This is a genomic window from Kitasatospora sp. NBC_01266 (genome assembly GCF_036242395.1).
Taxonomy (GTDB): Bacteria; Actinomycetota; Actinomycetes; order Streptomycetales; family Streptomycetaceae; genus Kitasatospora.
Genome location: NZ_CP108458.1, coordinates 7,876,955 through 7,903,390 on the forward strand (window position 1 = coordinate 7,876,955; position 26,436 = coordinate 7,903,390).

Annotated in this window: 9 protein-coding genes; 6 read left to right on the forward strand and 3 right to left on the reverse strand. The window is 75.1% G+C overall.

Features of this window, described 5'->3' with window-relative positions; translation table 11 throughout:
* The first annotated feature begins 6 nt into the window (after positions 1-6).
* The 5 genes from OG403_RS33745 to OG403_RS33765 all read left to right on the forward strand — a co-directional run bounded on the left by OG403_RS33745 (position 7) and on the right by OG403_RS33765 (position 23,128).
* On the forward strand, positions 7-20,064 hold the full coding sequence (locus OG403_RS33745) for a non-ribosomal peptide synthase/polyketide synthase (protein ID WP_329571196.1): 20,058 nt from the start codon (positions 7-9) through the stop codon (positions 20,062-20,064).
* A gap of 96 nt (positions 20,065-20,160) precedes the next feature.
* The gene (locus OG403_RS33750) at positions 20,161-20,364 is read left to right on the forward strand and encodes an MbtH family protein (RefSeq protein ID WP_329571197.1); all 204 of its coding nucleotides are present in this window, start codon (positions 20,161-20,163) and stop codon (positions 20,362-20,364) included.
* A 120-nt stretch (positions 20,365-20,484) separates the two neighbouring features.
* Entirely contained in the window at positions 20,485-20,997 is a 513-nt protein-coding gene (locus OG403_RS33755) for a GNAT family N-acetyltransferase (RefSeq protein WP_329571198.1), read from the forward strand.
* Positions 20,997-22,322: an MFS transporter gene (locus tag OG403_RS33760; RefSeq protein WP_329572701.1), complete on the forward strand. Its 1,326-nt coding sequence runs from the start codon at positions 20,997-20,999 to the stop codon at positions 22,320-22,322. The genes OG403_RS33755 and OG403_RS33760 overlap by 1 nt, the downstream gene beginning before the upstream one ends.
* 128 nt (positions 22,323-22,450) lie before the next feature.
* Positions 22,451-23,128 carry a DUF6308 family protein gene (locus OG403_RS33765; protein WP_329571199.1) on the forward strand — a complete coding sequence of 226 codons (678 nt, stop codon included), beginning with the start codon at positions 22,451-22,453 and terminating at the stop codon, positions 23,126-23,128.
* A 28-nt stretch (positions 23,129-23,156) separates the two neighbouring features.
* Here the strand turns inward: OG403_RS33765 and OG403_RS33770 are convergent, their stop codons facing one another.
* Positions 23,157-24,200 (reverse strand): fatty acid desaturase family protein, encoded by a 1,044-nt coding sequence (locus tag OG403_RS33770; protein WP_329571200.1) that lies wholly within the window; start codon positions 24,198-24,200, stop codon positions 23,157-23,159.
* Between the two features lie 206 nt (positions 24,201-24,406).
* On the reverse strand, positions 24,407-24,994 hold the full coding sequence (locus OG403_RS33775) for an MgtC/SapB family protein (RefSeq protein ID WP_329571201.1): 588 nt from the start codon (positions 24,992-24,994) through the stop codon (positions 24,407-24,409).
* A gap of 123 nt (positions 24,995-25,117) precedes the next feature.
* On the opposite strand from OG403_RS33775, the gene OG403_RS33780 reads away from it, so the two are divergent.
* Complete coding sequence (locus OG403_RS33780; protein ID WP_329571202.1) at positions 25,118-25,873, forward strand: DUF2127 domain-containing protein; 756 nt, start codon at positions 25,118-25,120, stop codon at positions 25,871-25,873.
* 59 nt (positions 25,874-25,932) lie between these two features.
* Here OG403_RS33780 and OG403_RS33785 read toward each other — a convergent pair whose 3' ends face one another.
* Complete coding sequence (locus OG403_RS33785) at positions 25,933-26,391, reverse strand: MarR family winged helix-turn-helix transcriptional regulator (protein WP_329571203.1); 459 nt, start codon at positions 26,389-26,391, stop codon at positions 25,933-25,935.
* Positions 26,392-26,436: the final 45 nt, after the last annotated feature.

The following is a 26,436-nucleotide window of genomic DNA, read 5'->3' on the forward strand; positions in this document are numbered from 1 at the left end:
ACGACCATGACGCCTTCGAAGCGAGACCGCGCCGCGGCCCTGCCCGGGGACCTCCAGGAAGCGCTGCGCCGCCGGCTGGCCGGACGGTCCGGCGGCGAGGGGGCCAGCGGCGACCGGTCCATCCCGCGCGCCGACCGCGACCGCCCGCTGCCCCTCTCCTTCGTCCAGCAGCGCCTGTGGTTCCTGGAGCAGCTGCGGCCCGGCGACTCCCGCTACAACAGCGCGGTCGCCGTGCGGTTCACCGGGCCGCTGGAGCACCGGGCGCTCGCCGGGGCGCTGGCCGCCGTCGTGGCCCGCCACGAGGGGTTGCGGACCACCTTCGAGGAGACCGACGGCCGGCTGGCGCAGACCGTGCACCCGGCGGGGCCGGTGCCGCTGCCGGTCCAGCAGCTGACCGCGCCGGGGACCCTCGACGCGACGCTGCTGGCGGAGTACTCCCGCCCGTTCGACCTGCGGCAGGGGCCGCCGCTGCGCGCGCTGCTGGTGCGCGAGTCGGACACCTCGCACGTGCTGCTGCTGACCGCGCACCACATCGTCACCGACGGCTGGTCGATGGGCGTGCTGCTGGACGAGCTGTGCACCGCCTACGACGCCCTGGCCCGGGGCGTGGCAGCGCAGCTGCCCCCGGTGGCCACCCAGTACCCGGACTTCGCGGCGTGGCAGCGCGAACAGCTCTCCGGCGCCCGGCTGGAGAAGCAGCTCGGCTACTGGAAGGGTCAGTTGGCCGGTGCGGTGGCACCGGAGCTGCCGCTGGACCACCCGCGGCGCGGCGAGGAGGCCGGCCCGGGCGCGATCCACACCTTCACCGTCCCCGCGCGGCTGACGGCCCGGCTGCGCGAGCTGGTGACCGAGCAGCGCAGCACGCTCTACACCGCCCTGGTCGCCGCCACCCAGGCGCTGCTGGCCCGCTGGTCCGGCCAGGCCGACGTCACCGTCGGCTCCCTGACGCTCGGACGCTCGCGCACCGACCTGGAACGGGCCGTCGGCTGCTTCGTCAACACGGTGGTGCTGCGCACCCAGGTGCAGGGGTCCTTCCGCTCCCTGGTGGCGGCCGCCACCGGCACCGTCAACGACTCCTTCGCGTACGGCGACACGCCGTTCGAGCGGCTGGTGGAGGCGGTGGGCGCACCGCGCGAGGCGGGCCGCAACCCGCTGTTCGACGTGATGGTCCTGCTGCACCCCGCCCCGCCCGCCGCCACCGCCCCGCACGGGCTGGCCGTCACCCCGGTCGAGATACCCCGGCAGGCCGCCACCTTCGACCTGAGCGTGGAGTTCGTACCGGACGGGGAGGGGCTGACCGGCCTGCTGGAGTACCGCACCGACCTGTTCGACGAGCCCACCGTGCGGCGGATGGCCGACCAACTGCTGCGGCTGCTGGACGGCGCCGCCGCCGAACCGGACCGGCCGCTGAGCACCCTGCCGCTGCTCTCCGCGCGGGAGCTCCGCCAGGTGACGCGGGACTGGAACCCCGCCGCGCCGCCGGTCGAGGAGGCCGGCTACCCCGAACTCCTCGAGCGCCGGGCGGCCCTGACCCCGCACGCGCTCGCCCTGGTCGCCGGCGACGAGCGGCTGGACTACACGACGCTCAACGCCCGCGCCAACCGGCTCGCCCACCACCTGATCGCCCTCGGCGCCGGTCCCGAACGGCTGGTCGCGCTGCGGCTGCCGCGCACCGCCGACATGATCACGGCGATCCTCGCCGTCTGGAAGTCCGGCGCCGGCTACCTGCCGCTGGACCCCGCGCTGCCGGCCGAGCGGGTGCGCTACCTGCTGGACGACGCCCGCCCGGCGCTGGTGCTGGACGAGGCCGCGCTGCGCGCGGTGCCCGACACGGCCCCGGACACCGACCCCGGCGACGCCGACCGGCTCGCCCCGGTGCACCCGGCGAACACCGCGTACGTCATCTACACCTCGGGCTCCACCGGCCGCCCCAAGGGCGTCGCGGTGCCGCACCGTTCGATGCTGAGCCTGCTGGCCGCCCACCGGGCCGGCTTCGTGGCCGACGCGGGCGGCGGGCCGCTGCGGGTGGCGCTGACCGCCTCGTTCTCCTTCGACACCTCGCTGGAGGGCGTGCTGCTGCTGGCCGACGGCCACCCGCTGCACCTGGTGGACGAGGTGACCCGGATGGATCCGGCCGCGCTGGTCGAGTACGTCGTGCGGCACCGCATCGACTTCCTCGACGTGACCCCCTCCTACCTCGGGCAACTGCTGCCCGCCGGGCTGCTCACCGATCCGCGGCACCGCCCGCGGGTGCTGATGTTCGGCGGCGAGGCCATCGGCCCGGGCCTGTGGCGCGAGCTGGCCGGTCACCCGGAGGTGGCCGCCTACAACTTCTACGGACCCACCGAGTGCACGGTCGACGCGCTCGCCTGCCGCATCGCGGCCGAGGACCGCCCGCTGGTGGGCCGCCCGCTGCCGGGCGTGCGGGCCTACGTGCTGGACGACCGGCTGCAGCCGGTGCCGCCCGGGGTCGGCGGCGAGCTGTACCTGGCGGGCGAGCAGGTCGCCCGCGGCTACGCCGACCGCCCGGGGCTGACCGCGGCGCGGTTCCTGGCCGACCCGTTCGGGGTGCCGGGCACCCGGATGTACCGCACCGGCGACCTGGCCCGGTGGACCGCCGACGGACGCCTGGACTACCTCGGACGCGCCGACGACCAGATCAAGGTGCGCGGCCACCGGATCGAACCGGGCGAGGTCGAGGCGGCGCTGCTGGACCTGCCGGAGGTCGCCGCCGCCGCCGTCGTCGCGGTCCCGGACGCGCACGGCCACACCCGGCTGGCCGCCTACCTGGTCCCCGTCGGCACCGCCCGCCCCGCCGCCGAACTGCGCGCCGCCCTGCGGCTGGTGCTGCCCGACCACCTGGTGCCGTCCTCCTTCACCGCGCTCGACGCGCTGCCGCTCACCACCAGCGGCAAGCTGGACCGCCGCGCCCTGCCCGCCCCCGACCTCGAAGGCGACGGACGGGAGCGGGAGTTCGTCGCCCCGCGCACCCCCGACGAGCAGACCCTGGCCGAGGTCTGGGCCGAGGTGCTCGGCGTGGCCAGGGTCGGCGTCACGGACAACTTCTTCGAGCTGGGCGGCGACTCGATCCTGAGCATCCAGGCCGTCTCCCGGGCCCGCGCCGCCGGGCTGCAGCTCAGCTCGAGCGACGTCTTCCGCCACCAGACCGTCGCCGACCTGGTCGCCGCCGCCCGCCGGAGCACCGGCCCGGCCGGGCCCCGGCGACCGCAGGAGGACGGCCCCGCCCCGCTGACCCCGGTGCAGGAGTGGTTCTTCGCCGCCCACGGCCCGCTGAGCCGCTTCAGCATGTCGATGCTGCTCGACCTGCCGCGCGAGCTGGACGAGCCGGCTCTGGAGCAGGCGCTCCAGGCCGTGGCGACCGCGCACCCGGCGCTGCGCACCCGGTTCACCCGCACCGGCGACAGCTGGCGCCAGCACCCCGGCGTCGGCCCGGCCACGGGGCTGCTGACCCGCCACGACCCGGGCGTGACCGGCGCCGACCAGGCCGCCGACGCCGAGGCCGACCAGGCCGCCCGGCTCCAGGCCGTCCGTGTTCAGGCCGCCGACGCCGCCCGCGCGGCGCTGGACCCGGCCACCGGCGCACTGCTGCGCGCGGCCCTGCTGCTGCCCACCGGCGACGCCAGGCCCCAGCTCTTCCTGACGGCCCACCACCTGGCCGTGGACAGCGTCTCCTGGCGGGTGCTGCTCGCCGACCTGGAGCGCGCCTACCGGCAGGCGGTCGCGGGCGAGCCCGTGCAACTGGAGCCCGAGCAGACCCCGTTCACCGACTGGGCGGATCAACTGGCCGAGCGGGTGCGGGCCGGGGAGCTCGACGCGGACCTGCCGTACTGGACGGCCGAGGCCCTGGCACCGGCCACCGTGCTGCCCGTCGACCACCGCGGCACCCCGCTGGCCGGATCCGTGCGCACCGTGCGCACCCGGGTGGACCGCGCCACCACCGAGGCCCTGCTGCGCCGGGTCCCCGGGGTCTACCGCACCCAGGTCAACGACGTGCTGCTCAGCGCGCTCGGCCGGGTGCTCGCCGACTGGACCGGCGCCGAGCGGGTGACCGTCGCCCTGGAGGGCCACGGCCGGGAGGAACTCTTCGACCACGTCGACCTGGCGCGGACGGTGGGCTGGTTCACCGCCCAGTACCCCGTCACCCTCGTCCCGGCCGGTCCGGCCGGCGCCCCGGACTGGGCCGCCACCCTGAAGAGCGTCAAGGAGCGGCTGCGCGCCGTGCCCCGGCGCGGCCTGAGCTACGAGGCGCTGGCCCGGCTCGGCTCGCCCGACCCGGCCGCCCGCGCGCTGCGCGAGGTACCGCTGCCCCAGGTGTGCTTCAACTACCACGGGCAGTGGACGGCCGCCGAGGGCGGCGACTTCGCCCCCGCCGGCGAGGTGCCGGGCCGCGACCTGGCCGCCGACGAGCCGCTGGACCACCTGCTCGACGTCTCCGCCGTGGTGGCCGACGGCGAGTTGGAGATCACCTGGCACTACAGCGACCAGGTGCACCGGGCGGCGACCGTGCGCGCCCTGGCCGACGCCATGACCGGTGCGCTGGCCGCCATCGTCGAGCACTGCGCCCGGCCCGGGGCCGGCGGCCGCACCCCCTCGGACTTCCCACTGGCCCGCCTCGACCAGGCCGGGGTGGACCGACTGGTCGGCGACGGGCGGCAGGTCGAGGACCTGCTGCCGCTCACCCCGCTCCAGGAGGGCATGCTCTTCCACCGCCTGGTCGGCGGGCCTGACGACGTGTACGTCGACCAGGCCGCGCTGCTGCTGGCGGGCGTCAGCGACCCGCACGCGCTGGCCGTCGCCTGGCAGCGGGTCACCGACCGCACGCCCGCGCTGCGCACCTCGGTGGTCTGGGAGGGCGTCCCCGCGCCGCTCCAGGTGGTGCACCGCGCCGTCGAGGTGCCGGTGACCCAGCTGGACCTGCGGGCGGTGGACCCGCGCGAGCGGGCCGAGCGGCTGGCCCGGCTGCGCGCCGAGGACCTCGCCCGGGGCATCGACATCGGCGCCGCGCCGCTGATGCGGCTCACCCTGGTCCGGCTGCCCGACGCGGGCCTGCAACTGCTCTGGACCTCCCACCACCTGATCCTGGACGGCTGGAGCCTGGCCCAGGTGCTCACCGACGTGTTCGAGGAGTACGCGGCGCTGACCACCGGCGCCGGGGACCGCCCGGCCGTGCGCCGGCCGTTCGGCGACTACGTGCGCTGGCTGGCCGACCAGGACGGCGACGCCGCCCGCGCGCACTGGCGGGGTGTGCTGGACGGCTTCGCCTCCCCGACCGCGCTGCCGGTCGACCGGGTCCGGCGCGAGGTCCACCGGGCCAGGTCGGCGCAGGTGCACACGGGCGGGCTGTCCGAGCAGGTGTCCGGGCAACTGGCCCGCACCGCCCGGCAGGCCGGGCTGACCCTCAGCACCATGGTCCAGGGCGCCTGGGCGCTGCTGCTCTCCCGCTACAGCGCCGAGCCGGACGTGCTGTTCGGGACCACCGTCTCGGGACGCCCCGAGGAGCTGCCCGGCGTCGAGTCGATGATCGGCATGTTCATCAACACCCTGCCCACCCGGGTCCGGGTGGACGGCGCTCGCCCCGCGCTCGCCTGGCTGCGGGAGCTGCAGGAGGCGCAGGCCGAGGCACGGCGGTTCGCCGCCGTCTCGCTCGCCGAGCTGACCGGGTTCAGCGAGGTGCCGTCCGGCAGCGCGCTGTTCGACAGCATGGTCGCCTTCGAGAACTACCCCTTCGACGAGACCCGCACGGCGAGCTCCGGCGTGCGGCTGACCGACGTCTCCTCCAGCGACGCCACCAACTACCCGCTGGTGCTTCGGGCTTACCAGGGCGAGCGGTTCGGCTTCGACCTCGCCTACGACCCGGAGCTGTTCGACGCCGCGACCGTACGGAGTCTCGCCGACCGGCTCTGCCTGCTGCTCACCGAGCTGACCGAACTGGCCGGGGATCCGCACCGCCCGCTGCGCGCCCTGGCCTGGACGACCGCCGAGGAGCGCCGGCGCCTGCTGGTCGACTGGAACGGCACCGCGCAGGGCCGGCCCGAACGGACCCTGGTGGACCTCTTCGAGGCCCAGGTCGCCCGCACCCCCCGTGCCGAGGCGGTCAGTTACGGCGACGACCGCCTCGACTACGCCACGCTGGACGCGCGGGCCAACCGGCTCGCCCACCGGCTGGCCGAACTCGGCGCCCGCGCTGAGCGGTTCGTGGCCCTCGCGCTGCCCCGCTCGGTGGACCTGGTGGTCGCGGTGCTCGCCGTCCTCAAGACGGGCGCGGCCTACCTGCCGATCGACCCCGGCCTGCCCGCCGAACGCCTCGCCCAACTGCTGCGCGACGCCGAGCCGGTGGCGCTGGTGACCAGCTCGGCGGCGGCGGACACCGGCGTGCCCGTGCTGGCGCTGGACGATCCCGAGGTGCGCGCCGACCTGGCGCGGCGGCCGAGCGCGGGGCCCGCCCCGGCCCGCCGCCCGCTGCCCGACAGCCCCGCCTACGCCATCTTCACCTCCGGTTCCACCGGCCGCCCCAAGGGCGTCGTGGTGCCGCACGCCAACGTGGTGCGGCTGTTCAGCAGTACCCGGCCCTGGTTCGACTTCGGCGCCCAGGACGTCTGGACGCTCTTCCACTCCTACACCTTCGACTTCTCGGTCTGGGAGCTGTGGGGCCCGCTGCTGCACGGCGGCCGGCTCGTCGTGGTGCCCGAGGACACCGCCCGCTCGCCGGAGGACTTCCTGCGCCTGCTCGCCGACGAGCAGGTCACCGTGCTCAACCAGACCCCGTCCGCGTTCTACCCGTTGATCCGCGCGGACGCCGAACACCCCGAGCTCGGCGACCGGTTGGCGCTGCGCACGGTGGTCTTCGGCGGCGAGGCGCTGGACGTGACCCGGCTCGCCGACTGGTACGGGCGCCACCCGGACACCGCACCGCGGCTGGTGAACATGTACGGCATCACCGAGACCACCGTGCACGTCACCCACGCCCCGCTGGACCACACGACGGCCGCCGCCGGCGGTGGCGCGGGACCGATCGGCACCGGCATCCCCGACCTGCGGGTGTACCTGCTCGACGCCGACCTGGCCCCCGTCCCGCCGGGCGCGGTGGGCGAGTTGTACGTGGCGGGCCAGGGCCTGGCCCGCGGCTACCTGAACCGGCCCGGCCTGACCGCCACCCGCTTCCTCGCCGACCCGTTCGGCGCGTCCGGAACCCGCATGTACCGCACCGGCGACCGGGCCCGCTGGCGGGCCGACGGCACCCTGGAGTACCTGGGCCGCGCCGACCAGCAGGTGAAGATCCGCGGCTACCGGATCGAGCCCGGCGAGATCGAGGCCGCCCTGCACACCCACCCGGGCGTCGCCGCCGCCACCGTGGGCGTGTACCAGGACGCCGCCGGTACCCGCCGCCTGGTGGCCCACGTGGTCGGCGGCGGTGACCGGCAGGCGCCGCCGACCGCCGCCGAGCTGCGCGCGCACCTGGAACGCCTGCTGCCCGCCTACCTGGTGCCCGCCGCCTACGTGTCGGTCCCGGCCCTGCCGCTCACCGTCAACGGCAAGCTCGACCGGCGGGCGCTGCCCGCGCCCGGCCCGGACGGCTTCGCCGCAGGCCTTGAGCGCACCGCGCCGCGCACCCTCGCCGAACGGCTGGTCGCCCAGGCCTGGCAGGACGTGCTGGACACCGACCAGGTCGGCGTCGAGGACGACTTCTTCGCCCTGGGCGGCGACTCCATCCTCGCCATCCGGGTCACCTCCCGGCTGCGCGCGGCGTTCGGCGCGGACGTCTCGCCCCGGCTGCTGTTCACCCACGCCACGCTGTCCGACCTGGCCGCCGCGCTCGGCGAGCCGGCCGGGGACGGGGGCCCGTCCACCGACGCCATCCCCGCCGTCGGCCCGGACACCGAGCCGCCGCTCTCCTACGCCCAGCAGCGGCTCTGGTTCCTCGACCGGTTCGAGCCGGGCAGCACCGAGTACACCACCCTGTCCGTGCTGCGGTTGCGCGGCCCGCTCGACGAGAGCGCCCTGCGCACCGCGCTGGACGCTCTGGTCGAGCGGCACGAGGCGCTGCGCACCACGTTCGCCGAGCAGGACGGGCGCGCGCGGCAGGTGGTGCGCCCGCCGTACCCGGTCGAGCTGCCGGTCGAGGAGCTCACTGCCGCAGGCCTGGAGCAGCTGCTGGAGCGCGTCGCCGCCGCCCCGTTCGACCTGGCCACCGGTCCGCTGCTGCGGGCCCGGCTGGTGCGGTTGGCCGTGGAGGAGCACGTGCTGGTGCTGGCGGTGCACCACATCGCCACCGACGGCTGGTCGGTGGGCGTGCTGGGCCGCGACCTGGGCGAGCTGTACGCGGCGGCGCACCAGCGGCGCAGCCCGGAGCTGCCCGAACTGCCGGTGCGCTACACCGACTTCGCCGCCTGGCAGCGGGCCCGCAGCGAGCACGCCGAGGCGGACCTGGCCTACTGGCGTGGGGCGCTGGACGGCATGATCCCGCTGGAGCTGCCCACCGACCGGCCCAGGCCCGCCGTCCGCACCGGCGAGGGGGCCATGGTGACCTTCACGTTGCCGGCCGCGCTGACCGAGCGGCTGCGCGAGCGGGGCCGGGAGGCCGACGCCACCCTCTACATGACCCTGCTGACGGCCTGTCAGATCCTGCTCGCCCGCTGGGCCGGCCAGCAGGACGTCGCGGTCGGCACCGTCGCCTCGGGTCGCGAGCGGCACGAACTGCACGACGTGGTCGGCATGTTCGTCAACACCCTGGTGCTGCGCGACACGGTGCGCCCGGAGTTGTCGTTCCGCGAGCAGCTCGCCGCCTCGCGCGACACCGTGCTCGAGGCCTTCGCCCACCAGGAGGTCCCCTTCGAGCGGCTGGTGGACGCCCTCCAGCCGGAGCGCGACACCAGCCGCACGCCGCTGTTCCAGGTGATGGTGGCGCTGCACAACCTGGGCACCGAGGCACTGCGGCTGCCCGGCCTGGACGTTGAGCCGGTGACCTCGCCGATCCGCACCGCCACCTTCGACCTCGCCTTCGACTTCGTCGAGCGCGACGGCGGCCTGACCGGCTACCTGGAGTACAGCACCGGCCTGTTCGACCCGGACACCGCCGAGCGCCTGGCCGCCCAGCTGCGGACCCTGCTGGCCGCCGCGGCCGAGGAGCCGGGCCGCGCGGTCGGCGCGCTGCCGCTGATGACGAGCGAGGAGCGGCGGCAGGTGCTCCAGGACGGGCACGGCGAGCGGCTGCCGGTGGCGGACACCACCTTCACCGCCCTGTTCGAGGCGCAGGCCGCCCGCACCCCGCGGGAGACCGCCCTGGTGGCCCGGGACGCCACCCTCGACTTCACCGCCCTCAACCGGCGGGCCAACCGGCTCGCCCACCACCTGGTCGCCCAAGGGGCCGGCCCGGAGCGGGTGGTCGCCCTGCGGCTGCCGCGCACCTCGGACCTGCTGGTCGCGGTGCTCGCGGTGCTCAAGGCGGGCGCCACCCTGCTCTGCGTCGACCCGGAGCTGCCCGAGGAGCGGGTCGCCTTCCTGCTCGACGACGCCCGGCCGCGGACCGTGCTGACGGCGGACGCGCTGCGCGAGGTGCCGTGGGACCGGCTGCCCGCCCACGACCTCACCGACGCCGACCGGCTCTGCCCCCTGCTGCCGCAGCACACCGCCTACATCATCTACACCTCCGGCTCCACCGGCCGGCCCAAGGGCGTCGCGGTGGAGCACCGCCAACTGGTCAACCTCTGCCAGGACCACCGCGAGTCACTGGTCGTGCCGCACACCACCGACGGGCGGCGGCTGCGGGTCGCGCTCAGTGCCTCGTTCTCCTTCGACACCAGTTGGGAAGGCCTCCTGCTGCTCGCGTTCGGCCAGGAGGTCCACCTGATCGACGAGGACGTCCGGCTGGACCCCCAGGCGTTCTGCGCCCAGATCGCCGAACGTCGCCTGGACCTGGTCAACGTCACCCCCTCCTTCCTGCGCGAACTCACCGCCGCCGGACTGCTCGCGCCGGGCCGTCACCACCCGGGCCTGCTGCTGGTCGGCGGCGAGGCCGTCTCCGCCGCCGCCTGGCAGGAGCTGTGCGCGGCGGGAGCGGACTTCGGCGTCACCGTCCACAACATGTACGGGCCCACCGAGTGCACCGTCGACGCCGTCTACGCCCGCTGCGCCGACCGCCCCGAGCGCCCGGTCATCGGCCGCCCCGGCGGCAACCTGCGGGCCTACGTGCTGGACGGCGCGCTGCGCCCGGTGCCGCCCGGCGTGCCGGGGGAGCTGTACCTGGCCGGGGCGCAGGTGGCCCGCGGCTACCTGAACCGGCCCGGACTGACCGCCGCCCGCTTCCTGGCCGACCCGTTCGGCCCGGAGGCGGGGAGGATGTACCGCACCGGCGACCTGGCCCGCTGGGACGGGCACGGGCTGCTGGAGTTCCTCGGCCGGGTCGACGAGCAGGTCAAGATCCGGGGGTTCCGGATCGAGCCCGGCGAGATCGAGGCCGCCCTGCTGGACCACCCGGACGTCACCGACGCCGTGGTCACCGCGCGCGAGCACGCCGGCCGCCTGATGCTGGTCGCCTACCTGGTGCCCGCCGGGGACCGGGTGCCGCCCGCCGACGAGCTGCGGGCCCGGCTGCGGCGCACGCTGCCCGACCACATGGTGCCCGCCGCGTTCGTCCCGCTGGCGCGGATCCCGCGCACCACCAGCGGCAAGACCGACCGCCGCGCGCTGCCCGCGCCGCCCGCCCAGCCCGACAGTGCCACCAGCTACGTGGCGCCCCGGCCCGGCACCGAGGAGCGGCTCGCCGCGATCTGGGCCGAGGTGCTTGGCGTGCCCAGGGTGGGCGCGCGGGACAACTTCTTCGCGCTCGGCGGCGACTCCATCCTCAGCATCCAGATCGTCTCCCGGGCCCGCGCCGCCGGACTCGCGCTCACCACCAAGGACGTCTTCCGGCACCAGAGCGTGGCCGAACTCGCCCTGCGGACCGGCGAGGTGGCCGCGCACCCGGCGGCCGGCGAGGCCACCGAGCCGAGCGACGCGCCGCTCACCCCGATCCAGCACTGGTACCTCGACGGCCGCAGCCCCAGCGACCGGCTGCGCTTCACGATGACCCAGCGCCTGGAGCTGGCCCCGGGCGCCGACCCGGTGGCCCTGCAGCAGGCCGCCCTGGCCCTGGTGCGGCACCATGCGGCCCTGCGCACCCGGTTCCAGCACACCGGCACCGGCTGGCGGCAGGAGGTCCTGGCCCAGGCGCCGGACGGCGTCTTCACCCGGCACGAGGTGGCCGGCCTCGACGCCGCCGCGCTGGAGGCGCAGGTGCAGCGCGTCACCGACCAGGCCCAGGCCGCGCTCGACCCCACCGAGGGCTGGCTGGCCCGGGTGCTGCTGTTCGACCGCGGCCCGCAGCAGCCCGGCCAACTCGTGATCACCGTCCACCACTTGGCCATGGACGGCGTCTCCTGGCGGATCCTGCCGGACGACCTCGCGGCGGCGTACCGAACGGCCAAGGCCGGCCGGCCCGTTGAGCTGCCTCCGGCGGGCACCTCGTACGGCCGCTGGGCCACCCGGCTGGCGGAGCACACCCGTTGCGGCGCGCTGGACGCCGACCTGGAGCACTGGACGCGCACCGCCGCGGCCCCGGCCGAACTGCCCGCCGGGCGGCCCGGTCCCAACACCCACGGCGGCGCCGCCACGCTCACCGTGACGCTGGACGAGCGGGCGACCGGCGCGCTGCTGCGCGAGGTCCCCGAGGTCTACCGCACCCAGGTCAACGACGTGCTGCTCAGCGCCCTGGGCCGCACCCTGGCCCGCTGGTGCGGGCGCGAGAGCGTGCTGGTCGGCGTGGAGGGGCACGGCCGCGAGGACCTCTTCGAGGACCTGGACCTGTCCCGGACGGTGGGCTGGTTCACCGCCGAGTTCCCGCTCGCGCTGAGCGTCGACCCCGAGGCCGGCTGGCACGACACCCTGCGCTCGGTCAAGGAGCAGCTGCGCGCCGTCCCGCTGCACGGGCTGAGTTACGGCGCGCTGCGCCACCTGCTGCCGGACAGCCCGCTGGCCGGTGCGTCGGCGCCGCGGATCGGCTTCAACTACCACGGGCAGTGGGAGCCTGGGGGCACCGGCACCGGCACCGGCACCGGCACCGGCACCGGCGCCGACGGCCTCTACCGCGACGTCCTGCCGCCGGCCGGGCGCGACACCGACCCGGACGAACCCCGCCCCTACCTGCTGGACATCACCGGAGTGGTCCAGCACGGCCGCCTCGAACTGGGCTGGAGCTACCCGCCGGCCGTCTACGACGAGTCCACCGTCCGCGAGCTGGCCGAGCAGATGTGCGCCGCGCTGCGCGAGATCGTGGCGCACTGCGCCGGTCCCGAGGCCGGCGGCCGCACCCCGTCCGACTTCCCGCTGGCCGGCCTCGACCAGGAGCAGCTGGACCGGCTGATCGGCGACGGGCGGCAGGTCGCCGACGTCCTGCCGCTGACCCCGCTGCAGTCCGGGATGCTCTTCCACGGTCTGGTCGACACCGAGGGCGCCTACTTCGACCGGATCGCGGTGCGGCTGGCCGGGGTGGCCGACCCGTCCGCGCTCGCCGAGGCCTGGCAGCTGGTCGCCGACCGCACCCCGGCGCTGCGCACCAGCGTGCACTGGCGCGGTCTGCCGCACCCGACCCAAGTGGTCTTCCAACAGGTCGAGTTGCCCGTCACCCAGCTGGACTGGCGGGAGCTGGCGCCCGATCAGCGGGAGGAGTGGACCGAGCGGTTGATCGCCGCCGACCGCGCGGCGGGCCTGGAGCTGACCACCGCGCCGCTGACCCGGCTCACCCTGGCCGCGCTGCCCGGCGACGAGGTCCTGCTGCTCTGGTCCACCCACCACCTCATCCTGGACGGCTGGAGCACCGGGCAGCTGCTCATCGAGGTGTGCGAGCAGTACGCGGCGCTGACCGGCGGTCCGCGGCAACCCCAGCCGCCGCGGCGGCCGTTCGCGGACTTCCTGCGCTGGCTGGGCGAGCAGGACGAGCAGGCCGCCGAGGCCCACTGGGTTCAGGCGCTGGCCGGCTTCACCGCGCGCACCCCGCTGCCGTACGACCGCACGCCCGCGCAGGCGCACCGCGCCCGCTCCACCGCGGCCGTCCACCACGAGCTGGACGAGGCCCTCTCGCAGCGGCTGCGGGAGCGGGCCGCCGCCGCCGGACTGACCGTCAACACCGTGGTGGAGGGCGCCTGGGGACTGCTGCTGGCGCGCTGCAGCGGATCGGACGACGTGGTGTTCGGCACCACCGTCTCCGGGCGCCCGGCCGAACTGCCCGGTGTGGAATCGATGATCGGCATGTTCATCAACACCGTGCCGACCCGGGTCCGGATACCCACTGGGGGTGTGCTGCCCTGGCTGCGGGACCTTCAGGAGCGGCAGAGCGACAGCCGCCCCTTCGACCACCTGGCGCTCTCCCGGATCCAGGGCTTCAGCGAGGTGCCGCCCGGCGAGGCGCTCTTCGACAGCATGGTGGTGTTCGAGAACTATCCCGTCGACGAGTCGGTCGCCGCCAGGACCGGCGTACGGGTGGCGGAGGTGCGCGCCGACGACGCCACCACCTTCCCCTGGTGCCTGCGCGCCCACCTGGCCGAGCGGCTCGGCTTCGATCTGGCCTACGACCCCGCGCTGTTCGACCACCGCACCGCGGCGGACGCGGCGGACCGCCTGACCGTGCTGCTCACCGCCCTCGCCGACGGCCTAGACGGTGACCTCGGCGGTGACCTCGGCGAACTGGACGCGCTCACCGCGGCCGACCGGGACCTGCTGGCCTCCTGGCACGCCACCGCCCGCCGGGCGGCGCCGGCCGGCCCGGTGCAGGTCTTCGCCGAGCAGGCCCGCCGCACCCCCGAGGCGCTCGCGCTGCAGGACGGCGAACGGGAACTGACCTACCGTCAGCTCGCCGGCTGGTCCGACCTCCTGGCCGCCCGGCTGCTGGCCGACGGGCTGGCGCCGGAGGGCCGGGTGGCGCTGCTGATGGACCGCTCGGCCGAACTCGTGGTCGCCCAACTGGCCGTCCTCAAGGCGGGCGGCGCGTACCTGCCCGTGGACACCCGGGCCCCCGAGGAGCGCCGCCGCGTCCTGCTCGCCCAGGCGGGTGCCACCCTGCGGCTCACCGCCGAACAGGTCGCCGCCGCCCGCACCGAGGAGGCGCCGCGCACCGACTCGGCCGTCCGCACCGACTCGGCCGTCCGCGCCGACGCGGTGCTGCCGATCGCCGACCCCGACCGGCTGGCATACGTGATGTTCACCTCCGGATCCACCGGAGTGCCCAAGGCGGTGGCGGTCCGGCACCGCGACGTCGCCTCGCTGGCCACCGACAGCCGCTTCGCCGACGGCAGTTGCGACCGGGTGCTGCTGCACTCGCCGGTCGCCTTCGACGCCGCCACCTTCGAGGTCTGGGCCCCGCTGCTGAACGGCGGCTGCGTGGTGGTGGCCCCCGAAGGGCCGGTGGACGCCGCGCTGCTGCGGCGGCTGGCCGGCAGCGGCGGGCTGACGGCGCTCTGGCTCACCGCCGGACTCTTCCGGCTGCTGGCCCAGGACGCGCCGCACTGCTTCGCGGGCCTGCGCCGGGTGTGGACCGGCGGTGACGTGGTGCCCGCCGCCGCCGTGCGCCGGGTGCTCGCCGCCTGCCCCGGCCTGGGCGTGGTGGACGGCTACGGACCCACCGAGACCACGACCTTCGCGACCGCCTTCGCCCTCGCCGACCCGGCGACGGTGCCCGACACCGTGCCGATCGGCCACCCGCTGGACGACAAGTGCGTGTACGTCCTCGACACCCGGCTGCGACCCGTCCCGCCGGGCTGCGCGGGCGAGTTGTTCGTGGCCGGCGAGGGTGTGGCGCGCGGCTACCTGGGCCGGCCCGGCGATACCGCGGCCCGCTTCCCGGCCGACCCGTTCGGCCCGCCCGGCGCCCGGATGTACCGCACCGGCGACCTGGCCCGGCGGCGGCCGGACGGCACCGTCGAGTTCCTGGGCCGCGCGGACGACCAGGTGAAGATCCGCGGCTTCCGGGTGGAACCCGGTGAGGTGGAGGCCGCGCTGGCCGCCCACCCGGGCGTCACCGACGTCGCCGTGCTGACCCGCGAGGACCGGCCCGGCAGCAAGCGCCTGGTGGCCTACGTGGTCGGCCCGGCCGGAGCCGACCACGAGGAGCTGCGGGCGTTCGCCACCCGCGCGCTGCCCGACTACCTCGTGCCCACCGCCTTCGTCCCGCTCGCCGCCCTGCCATTGAGCGGCAACGGCAAGGTGGACCGGGCGGCCCTGCCGGCGCCGGACGCCCGCGGCGCCGGGCGCCGCGAGCGCCTCGAGCCGCGCACCGAGGCCGAACGCCGCGCGGCCGAGGTCTTCGGCGCGGTGCTGGGCAGCCAACCGCCCGGTGTCGAGGACGACTTCTTCGAGCTGGGCGGCGACTCCATCCTCAGCATCCGGCTCGCCGCCCGGCTGGCCGAGGCGTTCGGCACCGACCTCACACCCCGGGAGGTCTTCACCCACCCCACGCCCGCCGCCCTGGCCCAGCTGCTCACCCTCGCGGGCTCCGCCGGCACCGGGCGCCCCGCCATCGTCCCGGTCGCCCGCGACGCGGCGGCGCCGATGTCCTACGCCCAGCAACGCCTCTGGTTCCTGGAGGAGTTCGCGCCCGGCGGCACCGAGTACGTCACCGCGCTCGCGCTGCGGCTGCGCGGCGCCCTGGACCTCGGCGCCCTCGGCGCGGCGCTGAGCGCCCTGGTGGCCCGGCACGAGTCGCTGCGCACCACCTTCGACAGCGTCGACGGCCACGGCGTCCAACGCGTCCAGCCGCCACGGGAGGTGCCGCTGCCCCTGCACGACCTGTCCGAACTGCCCGAGGACCAGCGGCAGTCGGCCCTGCACCGGCTGCTCGCCGCCGAACGCGCCCGCCCCTTCGACCTGCGCGAGGGACCGCTGCTGCGCGCCGACCTGGTCCGGCTGGCCGGTGCGGACCACGTGCTGGCCCTCACCCTGCACCACATCGTCACCGACGGCTGGTCCAGCTCCGTCCTGCTGACCGACCTGGCCCACCTCTACCGCGCCGAACTGGGCTCCACCGAGCCTGACCTGCCGCCGCTGCCGGTGCAGTACGCCGACTACGCGCACTGGCAGCGCGCGGCCGGCGGCATCGGTACCGACGACCAGCTCGCCTACTGGAAGCAGCAGTTGGCGGGTACCGAGCCGCTGCGGCTGCCCACCGACCGGCCCCGGCCCGCCGTGCGCACCAGCAACGGCGCCAGTGCCCGCCTGGAACTGCCGGCCCGCACGGCCCGCCGGCTGGCCCGGGTCGGCCAGGAGCGGGGAACCACCCTGTTCACCACGCTGGTCGCCGCCGCCCAGGCCTACCTCGCCCGGCTCAGCGGCGACACGGACATCGCGGTCGGCACCGTCACCTCGGGCCGCGACCGGGCCGAGACGCAGCACCTGGTCGGGTTCTTCGTCAACACCCTGGTGCTGCGCTCGCCGGTCGAGGCGCGGCAGCCCTTCACCGAGCTCCTCACCGGCGTACGGCAGACGGTGCTGGACGCCTTCGCGCACCAGGAGGTGCCGTTCGAGCGGGTGGTGGACGAGCTGCAGCCGGTCCGCGACACCAGCCGCAGTCCGCTCTTCCAGGTCATGGTCGTGCTGCAGAACACCCCGGCGACCGACCTCGACCTGCCGGGCCTGGCCGTCACGGACGTCGAAACCGAGCTGGAGCAGTCGGCGTTCGACCTCACCCTGGAGTTCGCCGAGACGGACTCCGGAGCGCTGCACGGCCTGCTCACCTACAACACCGACCTGTTCGAGGCGGCCACGGTGGAGCGGATGGCCGACCAGCTCGCCACCCTGCTGGCCGCCGTCGCCGACGACCCCGAACGCCCCGTCGGCGCGCTGCCGCTGGCCTCGGACGAGGAACTGAAGACCCTGCTGGACCAGGCGCAGGGCAGCTTCCGCCCGGTGCCCGCCCGCACCCTGCCGGAGCTGTTCGAGCGGCAGGCGGCCCGCACACCCGACGCGGTGGCGCTGCTGGACGGCGACCGGGAGCTGACCTACGCGCAGCTGGACCGGGCGGCCAACCGGCTCGCCCACCGGCTCATCCGGCGCGGCGTGGGACCGGAGCGGCTGGTGGCGCTGGCCCTGCCCCGTGCCGCCGTGATGGTGCTGGCGCAGCTCGCCGTCAGCAAGGCCGGCGGCGCCTTCCTGCCGGTGGACCCGGACTACCCGGCGCAGCGACGGGAGTTCATGGTGCGCGACGCGGGCGCCTGCCTGCTGCTCGACGACCCGGCCGAGCTCTGGGACGCGGCCGAGCTGCGGGACGCGGACGGCCCGCAGACCGCGCCGACGGACGCCGACCGCAGCACCCCGCTCACCCCCGCGCACCCCGCCTACGTCATCTACACCTCCGGGTCGACCGGGACACCCAAGGGCGTGGTGGTGACCCACCGCGGACTGGCCGGCTTCGCGGCGGCCGCCGCCGAGCAGTACGCCGCGGGCCCCGGCGACCGGGTGCTGCAGTTCGCCTCGCCCAGCTTCGACGCCTCGGTGCTGGAACTGTGCGTCTCGCTGCTCAGCGGGGCCGCGCTGGTCACCGGCGAGGAGGGACCGCTGGTCGGCGAGCGGCTGGCCGAAGTCCTCGCCGACCGCCGGATCAGCCACACGCTGATCCCCCCGGCGGCCCTGGCCACCGTGGAGCCGAGCACGGCCGCGGAACTGCCCGCGCTGCGCACCCTGATCGTCGGCGCCGAGGCCTGCCCGGCCGACCTGGTCGACAGCTGGGCACCCGGCCGCCGGATGATCAACTCCTACGGTCCCACCGAGGCCACCGTGGTGGCCAGTTGGACCGGCCCACTGGCGCCGGGCACGGGCACCCCGCCGATCGGCCACCCCGCCGGCGCCACCCGCGCCTACGTCCTGGACGCCGCCCTGCGGCCCGTGCCACCCGGCGTGACCGGGGAGCTGTACGTGGCCGGACCCGGCCTCGCCCGCGGCTACCTGGGTCGCCCGGGGCTGACCGCCCAGCGGTTCGTCGCCGACCCGTTCGGCGCCCCGGGCGACCGCATGTACCGCACCGGCGACCTCGCGCGCCGTGGTGCCGAGGGTGAACTGCGCTTCGCCGGACGGGTGGACGACCAGCTCAAGCTGCGCGGCTTCCGGATCGAACCCGGTGAGATCGAGAGCGCGCTGCGCCGCAGCCCCCTGGTCCGCGACGCGGTCGTCACGGTGCGCACCGACCGGCCCGGCGACGGGGCGACCGCCGGGCCCGCCCGGCTGGTGGCCTACGTCGTCCCGGTGGACGAGTCGGCCGGCTCCCCGGCCGGGGAACTGCGCGGGCACCTGGCCGGGCTGCTGCCGCCGCACATGGTCCCCTCGGTCTTCGTACCGCTGGCACGGCTGCCGCTCACCCCGAACGGCAAGACCGACCGGCGGGCCCTGCCCGAACCCGGCCCCAGCCAGGCCGGCACCGGCCCGCGGGTCGCGCCGCGCACCGACACCGAACGCCGGATCGCCGCCATCTGGGCCGACGTGCTGGGCATCGAGGGGATCGGCGCCGACGACAACTTCTTCGTCCTCGGCGGCGACTCCATCCTGAGCATGCAGGTGGTCTCGCGGCTGCGCCGGGACGGCCTGCACCTGGCGACCCGGGACCTGTTCACCCATCAGACCGTGGCCGAGCTGGCCACCGTCGTGCGCGACGCCCCCCAGCGCGGCGCCGACGGCCCGGCGACCGGCGAGGTGCCGCTCACCCCGATCCAGGAGTGGTTCCTGAGCACCCCGCGCGCCGCCCACCAGCACTTCAACCAGTCGATGCTGCTGGAACTCGGCGCCGCCCCCGACCCGCAGGCGCTGCGCGCCGCGCTGGACGCGCTGCTGGAGCACCACGACGCCCTGCGGATGCGGTTCACCCGGGACGAGGCGGGCTGGCACCAGTTCAACCCGCCGCCGGCCCGCACCGAGGACGTCCTGGTTCAGCACGACCTGACCGGACAGGGCGGCGAGGAGGCGGACAAGGCCATGGCGAAGGCCGCCGACGAACTGCACGCCCGCTGCGACCTGGCGCGCGGCCCGCTGCTGCGGGCGGCCCTGTTCACCGGCGACCCCGGCCGACCGGTCTTCCTGCTGCTGGTCGCCCACCACCTGGTGGTCGACGCCGTCTCCTGGCGGGTGCTGCGCGACGACCTGGAGAGCGCCTACCGGCAGGCCGCGCGGGGCGAGGCGGTCACGCTGGGGGAGCGCGGCACCTCCTTCCGGCAGTGGGCGCTGGGGCTCGCGGCGCACGTCGCCGAAGGCGGCCTGGACCACGAACTGCCCTACTGGGAGGAGGTGGTGACCGCCGAATCCGCCCGGTCCGAGCAGCCTGCCGGACCCGAGGTGGCCGAGACCGCGGCAGTCACCGTCGAACTCGGCGAGGAGGACACCACCGCCCTGCTGCGCGCCGCGCCGACGGCGTACCGCACCCGGGTCAACGACGTGCTGCTGGCCGCCCTCGCCCTGGCGCTGGCCCGCTGGACCGGGCACGACCGGGTCCGGCTGGACCTGGAGGGACACGGCCGCGAGGACGTGCTGGACGGCGTGGACCTGTCCCACACGGTCGGCTGGTTCACCACCGTCTACCCGGTCGCCTTCCAGGTGCCCGCGCCCGACGACCTCGGCCCGGACCGCGACTGGCGCGCCCTGGTGAAGTCGGTACGCCGCCAGCTGCGCGCGGTGCCGGGCAACGGACTGGGCTTCGGCGCCCTGCGCACCTTCGGCTCGCCCGAGGTCCGCGAGCGGCTGGCGGCCGGCGCGCACGGCCAGGTGGTCTTCAACTACCTCGGCCAGTGGGACGCCCGCCCCGAGGTCTCCGAAGGCGGCCTGGTCCGCGCCGAGCACGGCTCCTTCGGCCAGGACCACGACCCCCGGGACGGCGGCTCCCACCTGGTGGAGGTGGTGGGCGCGGTGCAGAACGGCCGCCTCGCCTTCACCTGGCACCACCGCCCCGCCGTCCACGACACGGCGACCGTGCGCCGGGTGGCCGGGGAGTTCGGCGAGGCGCTGCGCCACCTCGCCCGGCACGCCCGGGGCGGCCGCTGACGAACCACCACGACCCCCCGCAACGACAAGCCACCAGCGACAACTCACCAGCGACAACTCAGCGATGACAACTCAGCGATGACGAAGGAACGTGACATGGACGAGAACACCCGCTACCAGGTGCTGCGCAACGACGAGGAGCAGTACTCGCTCTGGCCGGTCGACATCGAGGTGCCCGCGGGCTGGCAGTCCGTCGGCAAGGAGGGCACCGAGGCGGAGTGCTCCGCCTACGTCGACGAGGTCTGGACCGACATGCGCCCGCGGAGCCTGCGCGAGCGCATGGAGAACGCCGAGGCCTGACCGGCCGTCTCGGGCGGGGGCGCCGGTCGCAGACCGCCGTCCGGCACCCCCGCCCGCCCCCTTGGCAGTACCGCCCACCACACCGCCGCCGCAACCGCCCTGCCCGCAGAGGAGCCTGCCATGACCCCCGCCCTGCGCACCGAGAACCTGGAGTTCCTCCCCTACCGCGCCGAGGACGAGGACGCCTTCGTCGCCCTGCTGCGCAACGAGGAGGTGTGCCGCTGGATGGGCCAGGAGCTGGCACCCGAGCCGGAGATCCGCGCGCTGTTCCGCGCGATCCAGACCGACGTGTACCCCAAGCAGATGTTCGACGTGTGGGGCCTGTGGCTGGACAGAACCTACGTGGGCCACGCGGAGGTCAAGAAGACCGGAAACGTCGACGGCTACGAGCTGATCGCGGCACTCGCCCCGGAGTACTGGGGCCGGGGACTGGGCACCGAGGTGGTCCGCGGCCTGCTGAGCCACGCCGCTGAGAACCTCGGACTGAAGGAGGTCTACGGAATGGTGGGCGCGGAGAACACCGCGAGTCTGGCGATGTGCCGGCGGCTGGGCTTCCGGCACCTGCGCGACGTCGTCGCCGACGACGGCTCGGTGACGCAGCTGCTGGCCATCTCCACGACGGAGCCGGCGTGATGCGCTCGGAGGCCGAGGAGACCGAGGAGGCCAGGGAGGCCGGGGACGCGCCGGAGCGGAACCGGCTGCCGAGCCTGTGGCGCAACCGCGACTTCAACCTGCTCTGGACCGGCCAGTGCCTCTCGGACACCGGCAGTGCCATGGCCAACCTGGCCCTGCCCCTGCTGGTCCTCCAGCTGACCGGCTCTCCGGCGCAGGCCGGTCTGGTCGGCACGGCCGCTCTGGTCGTCACCACCGTCTGCCAGTTGCCGGCCGGTGTGCTCGTCGACCGCTTCGACCGGCGCCGGCTGATGCTCGGCTGCGACCTCTTCCGGCTCGTGCTGTACGCGGGCCTGGCCGCCGCGGTCGTGGCCGGTGCGGCCGGCCTGCCCGTGGTCCTGGCGGTGGTGGTCGGCGGCGCCGCGGCGACCGCCGTCTTCACCACCGCCGAACACGCCGCGGTCCGCAGCCTGGTCCGGCCGGACCAGATCTTCACCGCCGTCGCCCGCAACGAGGCTCGGGCGTACGGTACTTCGCTGGCCGGCCCGCCCCTGGGGGGCCTGCTGTTCGGGCTGAGCAGGGCGCTGCCCTTCTTCGGCAACGCCCTGAGCTACCTGCTGTCGCTGGTGGCCGTCCTGAACATTCGCCAACCCCTGCAACAGCCCCGGCCGCAGGCCGCCCCCGCCGAGGACGGGGCCGGGGCCGGGGCCGGTGGTGGCGGTGGCGGTGGGGCCGGCGGTGCCGGTAGCGGGTCCGGCCGGGAGGGCGTGCGCTTCGTGCTGGGCAACCCGTTCCTCCGGGCCCTGCTGGTGATCGCCGCCCCGCTCAACATGGCCTTCACCGGCATGATCTTCGCGATGACCATCTCGCTGCGGCGTTCCGGAATGCCGGCGGTCCTGGTCGGCCTGGTCACCATGATCATCGGAGTCGGCGGCTTCCTGGGCGCCTTCGCCGCACCGGCCCTGCAACGCCGACTGCGGCTGCCGACCCTGATCAGGGTGATCTGCTGGTCCACCGCCGCCCTGATGACGGTCAGCGTGCTGTTCTCCACCAGCATCGTGACCGCTGTGCCCCTGGCCGCCGCCGTGTTCCTCGGTCCCACCGCCAACGCCGCCCTCTTCGGCTACCAGGCAGCCGCCACCCCGGACCACCTCCAGGGCCGGGTGGTCAGCGTGATCCTGCTGGCCGCCACCTCGGCCGCCGCCCTGGCCCCCGCCCTCGCCGGAGTACTGCTGGCCCACTTCGCCGACCGGACGGCGATCCTGGTCTTCCCCCTGCTGGTCGCCGCCTCCGCACTGGCGGCCACCTTCAGCAGCGGCATCCGGTCCATGCCCCGCCAACCGTGAGGCGCCACGCGGCGGCCGCCGGCGGTTGACAGCCCTGCGCGCGGACGGCCAACTGGAGCCCGCTGCGCCCTGCTTCCAGCGGCAGTCCTGCCGCTGGTTCCCGTGATCTCGAAGGTGACGGAACGCTGATGCCCGCCGACCCGCTTCCCCTGGCACCGCTGCTGGCACAACAGCTGCGCCTGCTGGTGGCCGACCCGCGGGCGGTGGTGGATCTGCGCCGCTATTTCGGGATCGGCCTGCCACCCGGCCAGGCGGCCTTCACCGGCAGCCGCTTCGAGCAACTGGCCGGCGGGGGAGACCGGCCAGAGATCGCCGACCAGATCACGGCCGAGGACCTGGTCGCGGTGCAGACCCTGTCTGTCACCGTTCCGGCGGAGGTCGCACTGGACCTGCTGGAAGGAGAGCTGGGCGCGGAACTCTCCGACCTCCTTCGCCAGGTCCCCACGGGAGTTGAGCTGGCCGACGCCGCCGAGGCCGAGGTCCGCCCGGGGTCGCCCGCCTTCCGGGCCTGGCAGCTGCTGGAAGCCCAGCCCGGCGTCGGATGGGTGATCGCGGGAAAGGTCCTCGCGCGCAAGCGCCCGCACCTGCTGCCCGTCTACGACCGGGTGGTGCGCTGCGCCCTCGGGAGCCCTCGCCCCTACTGGCTCGCGCTGCATGCCGCCCTGCGCGAGAACGGCCGCGCCCTGCACCGGGAACTGCTCACGCTGGCCCGCGCCGCCGGCGTGCCGGAGACGATCGGTGCGCTGCGGGTGTGCGACGTGGTGGTGTGGATGGCCCACCGGACCGGGCACCGGAACTGTTCCTGACGGGGTCGGTCGGGTTCAGCGCTGCCCGCTACCTCGCCGCCCGCAGCGGTGCACCCACCTCGTGCATGTGGCGCAGCGCCTGCCGGTAGGAGTCGAGCAGCGAGGCCTCGGTGTACGGGATCCCGACCGTCGCGCAGTGGGCGCGGACCAGCGGCTGGGCGAGTCGCAGGTGGGGTCGGGGCATGTTGGGGAACAGGTGGTGCTCGATCTGGTAGTTGAGGCCGCCGAGCGCCCAGTCGGTGACGAGTCCGCCGCGCACGTTGCGTGAGGTGAGCACCTGGCGGCGCAGGTGGCCCCAGCTTTCGCCGTCCGGGTCGGGCATCTCCATGCCCTTGTGGTTCGGGGCGAAGGTCAGGCCGAGGTGGAGACCGAACAGCGCGTGGTGCAGCAGGGCGAAGACCAGGGCCCGGCCGGGGGAGAGCACGCTCAGCAGCAGGGTCGCGTAGCCGGCCAGGTGGGCCACCAGGAGCACTGCCTCGACGGCGCGTTCGCGCGGCGGCTGACGCTTGAGGTCCTGGAATCCGTACACCTTGAGGGCGATCCCCTCCAGCAGCAGCATCGGAACGAAGAGCCGGGCCTGGTTGCGGGTGAGCCAGCGGGCCAGGCCCGCGCGCTGCTCGGCCTGCTGCTGGGTCCAGACGAGTGCGCCGACGCCGACGTCCGGGTCCTTGTCGACGTGGTTTGGATTCGCGTGGTGGCGGTTGTGCTTGTCGTTCCACCAGGCGTAACTCAGCCCGAGCAGCAGGTTGCTGTGCAGCAGCCCGATGGCCCGCCCGGCCCGCCTGCCACGGGTGATCTGGGCATGGCCCGCGTCGTGTCCGAAGAAGGCGGTGCGGGCCCACAGGACGGCCAGCGGCAGCGCGAACAGCAGGGTCCACCAGGTGTCTCCGGTGAGCACCATGCCCGCGACGGTGGCGGCCAGGGCCACCAGGTTGACGGTGGTTCGGGCCGCGTACCAGCCGATCCGGCGGTCGAGCAGCCCCTGTTCCCGGACCGTCTTCAGGAGGGGGGTGAAGTCGCTCACCGTACGCGGTTCGGCGCTGGCGATCAGGGTCGTGCTGGCGTGTGGCATGGCGTCTCCGGCCGGTCGGCGTCCCCCGCAGTGACCTGCGCTGACTCCATGAAACCTACGGATCCGGGCGCTGCGGCGGCCATGGTGTCACCACCCCGAAGCGGGTGGGTGCTACCCCCGGTGAGGGGGTGGTGCCAGCCCCACCACCAGCCCACCGCAAGCCCCACCGCCAGCTCCACCGCCAGCTCCACCCACCAGCGCCGCGCTCAGCGGCCGCGGGACGCCCCGGCCACCGCGGTCAGCTCGTCGAGACCGTCGGCGTGCCACCGCGCACAGGACTCCGCCGAGCACGCGTGGGCGTCGCACCAGCCCAGCTCCGCCCGCGATGGCTCGTCGGCCTCCGGGGCGCAGGCCTCGTCCTCGCCGAAGCTGCGGGCCCAGCGGCGCCCGTCCAGCAGCCGCAGCACGGGTATGTGCCGGATCTCCAGGGCCAGCAGCGCCAGGGCCGTGCCGGTGCTGGCGAGCAGCAGCAGGCCCTCGCCCGCCGCCGCGCCGATCGCGGCGGCGGCGAAGATGGTGGCCGCCGTGGTGATGCCGCGCACCACGTCACCGGTCTCCCGGCTCTCCCGGAAGGTCAGGCCGCCGCCGATGAAACCGACGCCGGTGATCACACCGGTCAGCGCGTTGGGCGCGCCGTGCTGCGCCAGTGCGGCCACCACCGCCGAGCCCACCCCGATCAGCGAGAACGTCCGGTCCCCGGCGGCCGCGCCGCGCAGATTGCGCTCGAAGCCGAGGGCGAAGGTCAGCGCGAAGGCGGTCAGCAGATGCTCGACCATGGGGAGCTCGGTGTTCATAACGGCATTGAACCCCACCTCCGCGAGCCGCTGACCAGGGCCCCTCTGGTTCAGCGGACCGCGCACCCGCCGGCCGGGCGCGCCTGCTGACCGCCCGCTGCCACCTCCCCCACACTGGCCGCTGTGGACTGGAACACGGCGCTCTGCTCGCTCAAGGGGCACGTGACCTACGCCCCGGACGAGCAGCCGCTGCGGGAGCGGCTGTGTGCCGTCGCCCCGGCCGGCTCGGCCTGGCGGTGCCTGCGGTGCGCCGTGTTCGTCCTCGGGGAGCCGGCCGGGTCGGGGCCGGCCGACCAGGCGCCGCTGGTGGCACGCGGGCCCGCGCTGCGCGACACGCTGATCCTGCGGCTGCTCGCGATCGAACGGTTCTTCCGCGCGGTGCTCTTCGCCTTCCTCGGCTACGCGGTCATCCGCTTCGAGCACCAGCAGGGCTCGTTGCGCGAACTGTTCGACAAGGCGCTGCCACAGGCCAAAGGGCTGGCCCAGGTGTTCGCGGTCAACCTGGACACCAGCGCGACGGTGCGCCACCTGCGGCAGCTGCTGGCGACCAAGCCGCACACCCTCACCCTCATCGCGGCCGGTCTCTTCGCCTACGCGCTCGTCGAGCTGATCGAGGCCGTCGGGCTGTGGATCGGGGCTCGCTGGGGTGAGTACTTCGCACTCGTCGCGACGGCGGCCTTCCTGCCGCTGGAGATCTACGAGCTCACCGACCGGGTCACGACGGTGAAGATCGTCATCCTCGTCATCAACGTCTTCGCGGTGGTCTACCTGCTGGTGAGCAAGCGCCTGTTCGGCCTGCGCGGCGGCCGGGCCGCCTATGAGGCCGCCCGGCAGTCCGAGTCGCTGCTGGCGATCGAACAGGCCGCCATCGGTGGGTAGCGGCCGGTCCGCCGCTGAGTCCCGTCGTCTGCTGGCCCGACCAGGCCAGGCCTGGCTCTTCAGCCCTGGTCGGGGCCGGCGGCGTCCGCGTCCAGGAGGCGGGTGAGCAGTCGGGTGAGCTGTCCGAGGTCGTCGGCGGGCAGGGTGCTGATCGCCGGCGGCGGGCGCAGCAGGATGGCGTCGGCGGTCGCGATGGCGTGGTGCCCGGCGGGGGTGAGGGTGACCAGCTTGCGTCGCCGGTCGCCGGGGTGCGGCCGGCGTTCGACCAGCCCGTGGGCTTCGAGTTTGTCGACGACGAGGGTCGCGTACGGGGCGTCGATGCCGTTGGCTTCGGCGAGTTGGCCGAGCGTGCTGGGTCCGTCGCGCAGTTGCAGGAGGATCTTGCCCCGGCCGCCGCCGAGGCGGAACCCGAGTGCTTCGGCGAGCTCGCCCCGGCGGCTGTGGGCCTCGACGAACCGCTGCATGAGGGCCCAGGCCTGCTGGACCGGTTCAGCTGATCGTTGCGAGGGGGCTGCCATCAGTCGTCTCTCCCGTGTCCTTCGGTGTCGCGGCGGTGCTGGGCG

Bases quoted from the DNA above. Each gene is read 5' to 3' on its own strand.
- OG403_RS33760 (WP_329572701.1), top strand. From the start codon at position 20,997: ATGCGCTCGGAGGCCGAGGAGACCGAGGAGGCCAGGGAGGCCGGGGAC.
- OG403_RS33770 (WP_329571200.1), bottom strand. From the start codon at position 24,200: ATGCCACACGCCAGCACGACCCTGATCGCCAGCGCCGAACCGCGTACG.
- OG403_RS33775 (WP_329571201.1), bottom strand. From the start codon at position 24,994: ATGAACACCGAGCTCCCCATGGTCGAGCATCTGCTGACCGCCTTCGCG.
- OG403_RS33785 (WP_329571203.1), bottom strand. From the start codon at position 26,391: ATGGCAGCCCCCTCGCAACGATCAGCTGAACCGGTCCAGCAGGCCTGG.
- OG403_RS33765 (WP_329571199.1), top strand. From the start codon at position 22,451: ATGCCCGCCGACCCGCTTCCCCTGGCACCGCTGCTGGCACAACAGCTG.
- OG403_RS33750 (WP_329571197.1), top strand. From the start codon at position 20,161: ATGGACGAGAACACCCGCTACCAGGTGCTGCGCAACGACGAGGAGCAG.
- OG403_RS33745 (WP_329571196.1), top strand. From the start codon at position 7: ATGACGCCTTCGAAGCGAGACCGCGCCGCGGCCCTGCCCGGGGACCTC.
- OG403_RS33755 (WP_329571198.1), top strand. From the start codon at position 20,485: ATGACCCCCGCCCTGCGCACCGAGAACCTGGAGTTCCTCCCCTACCGC.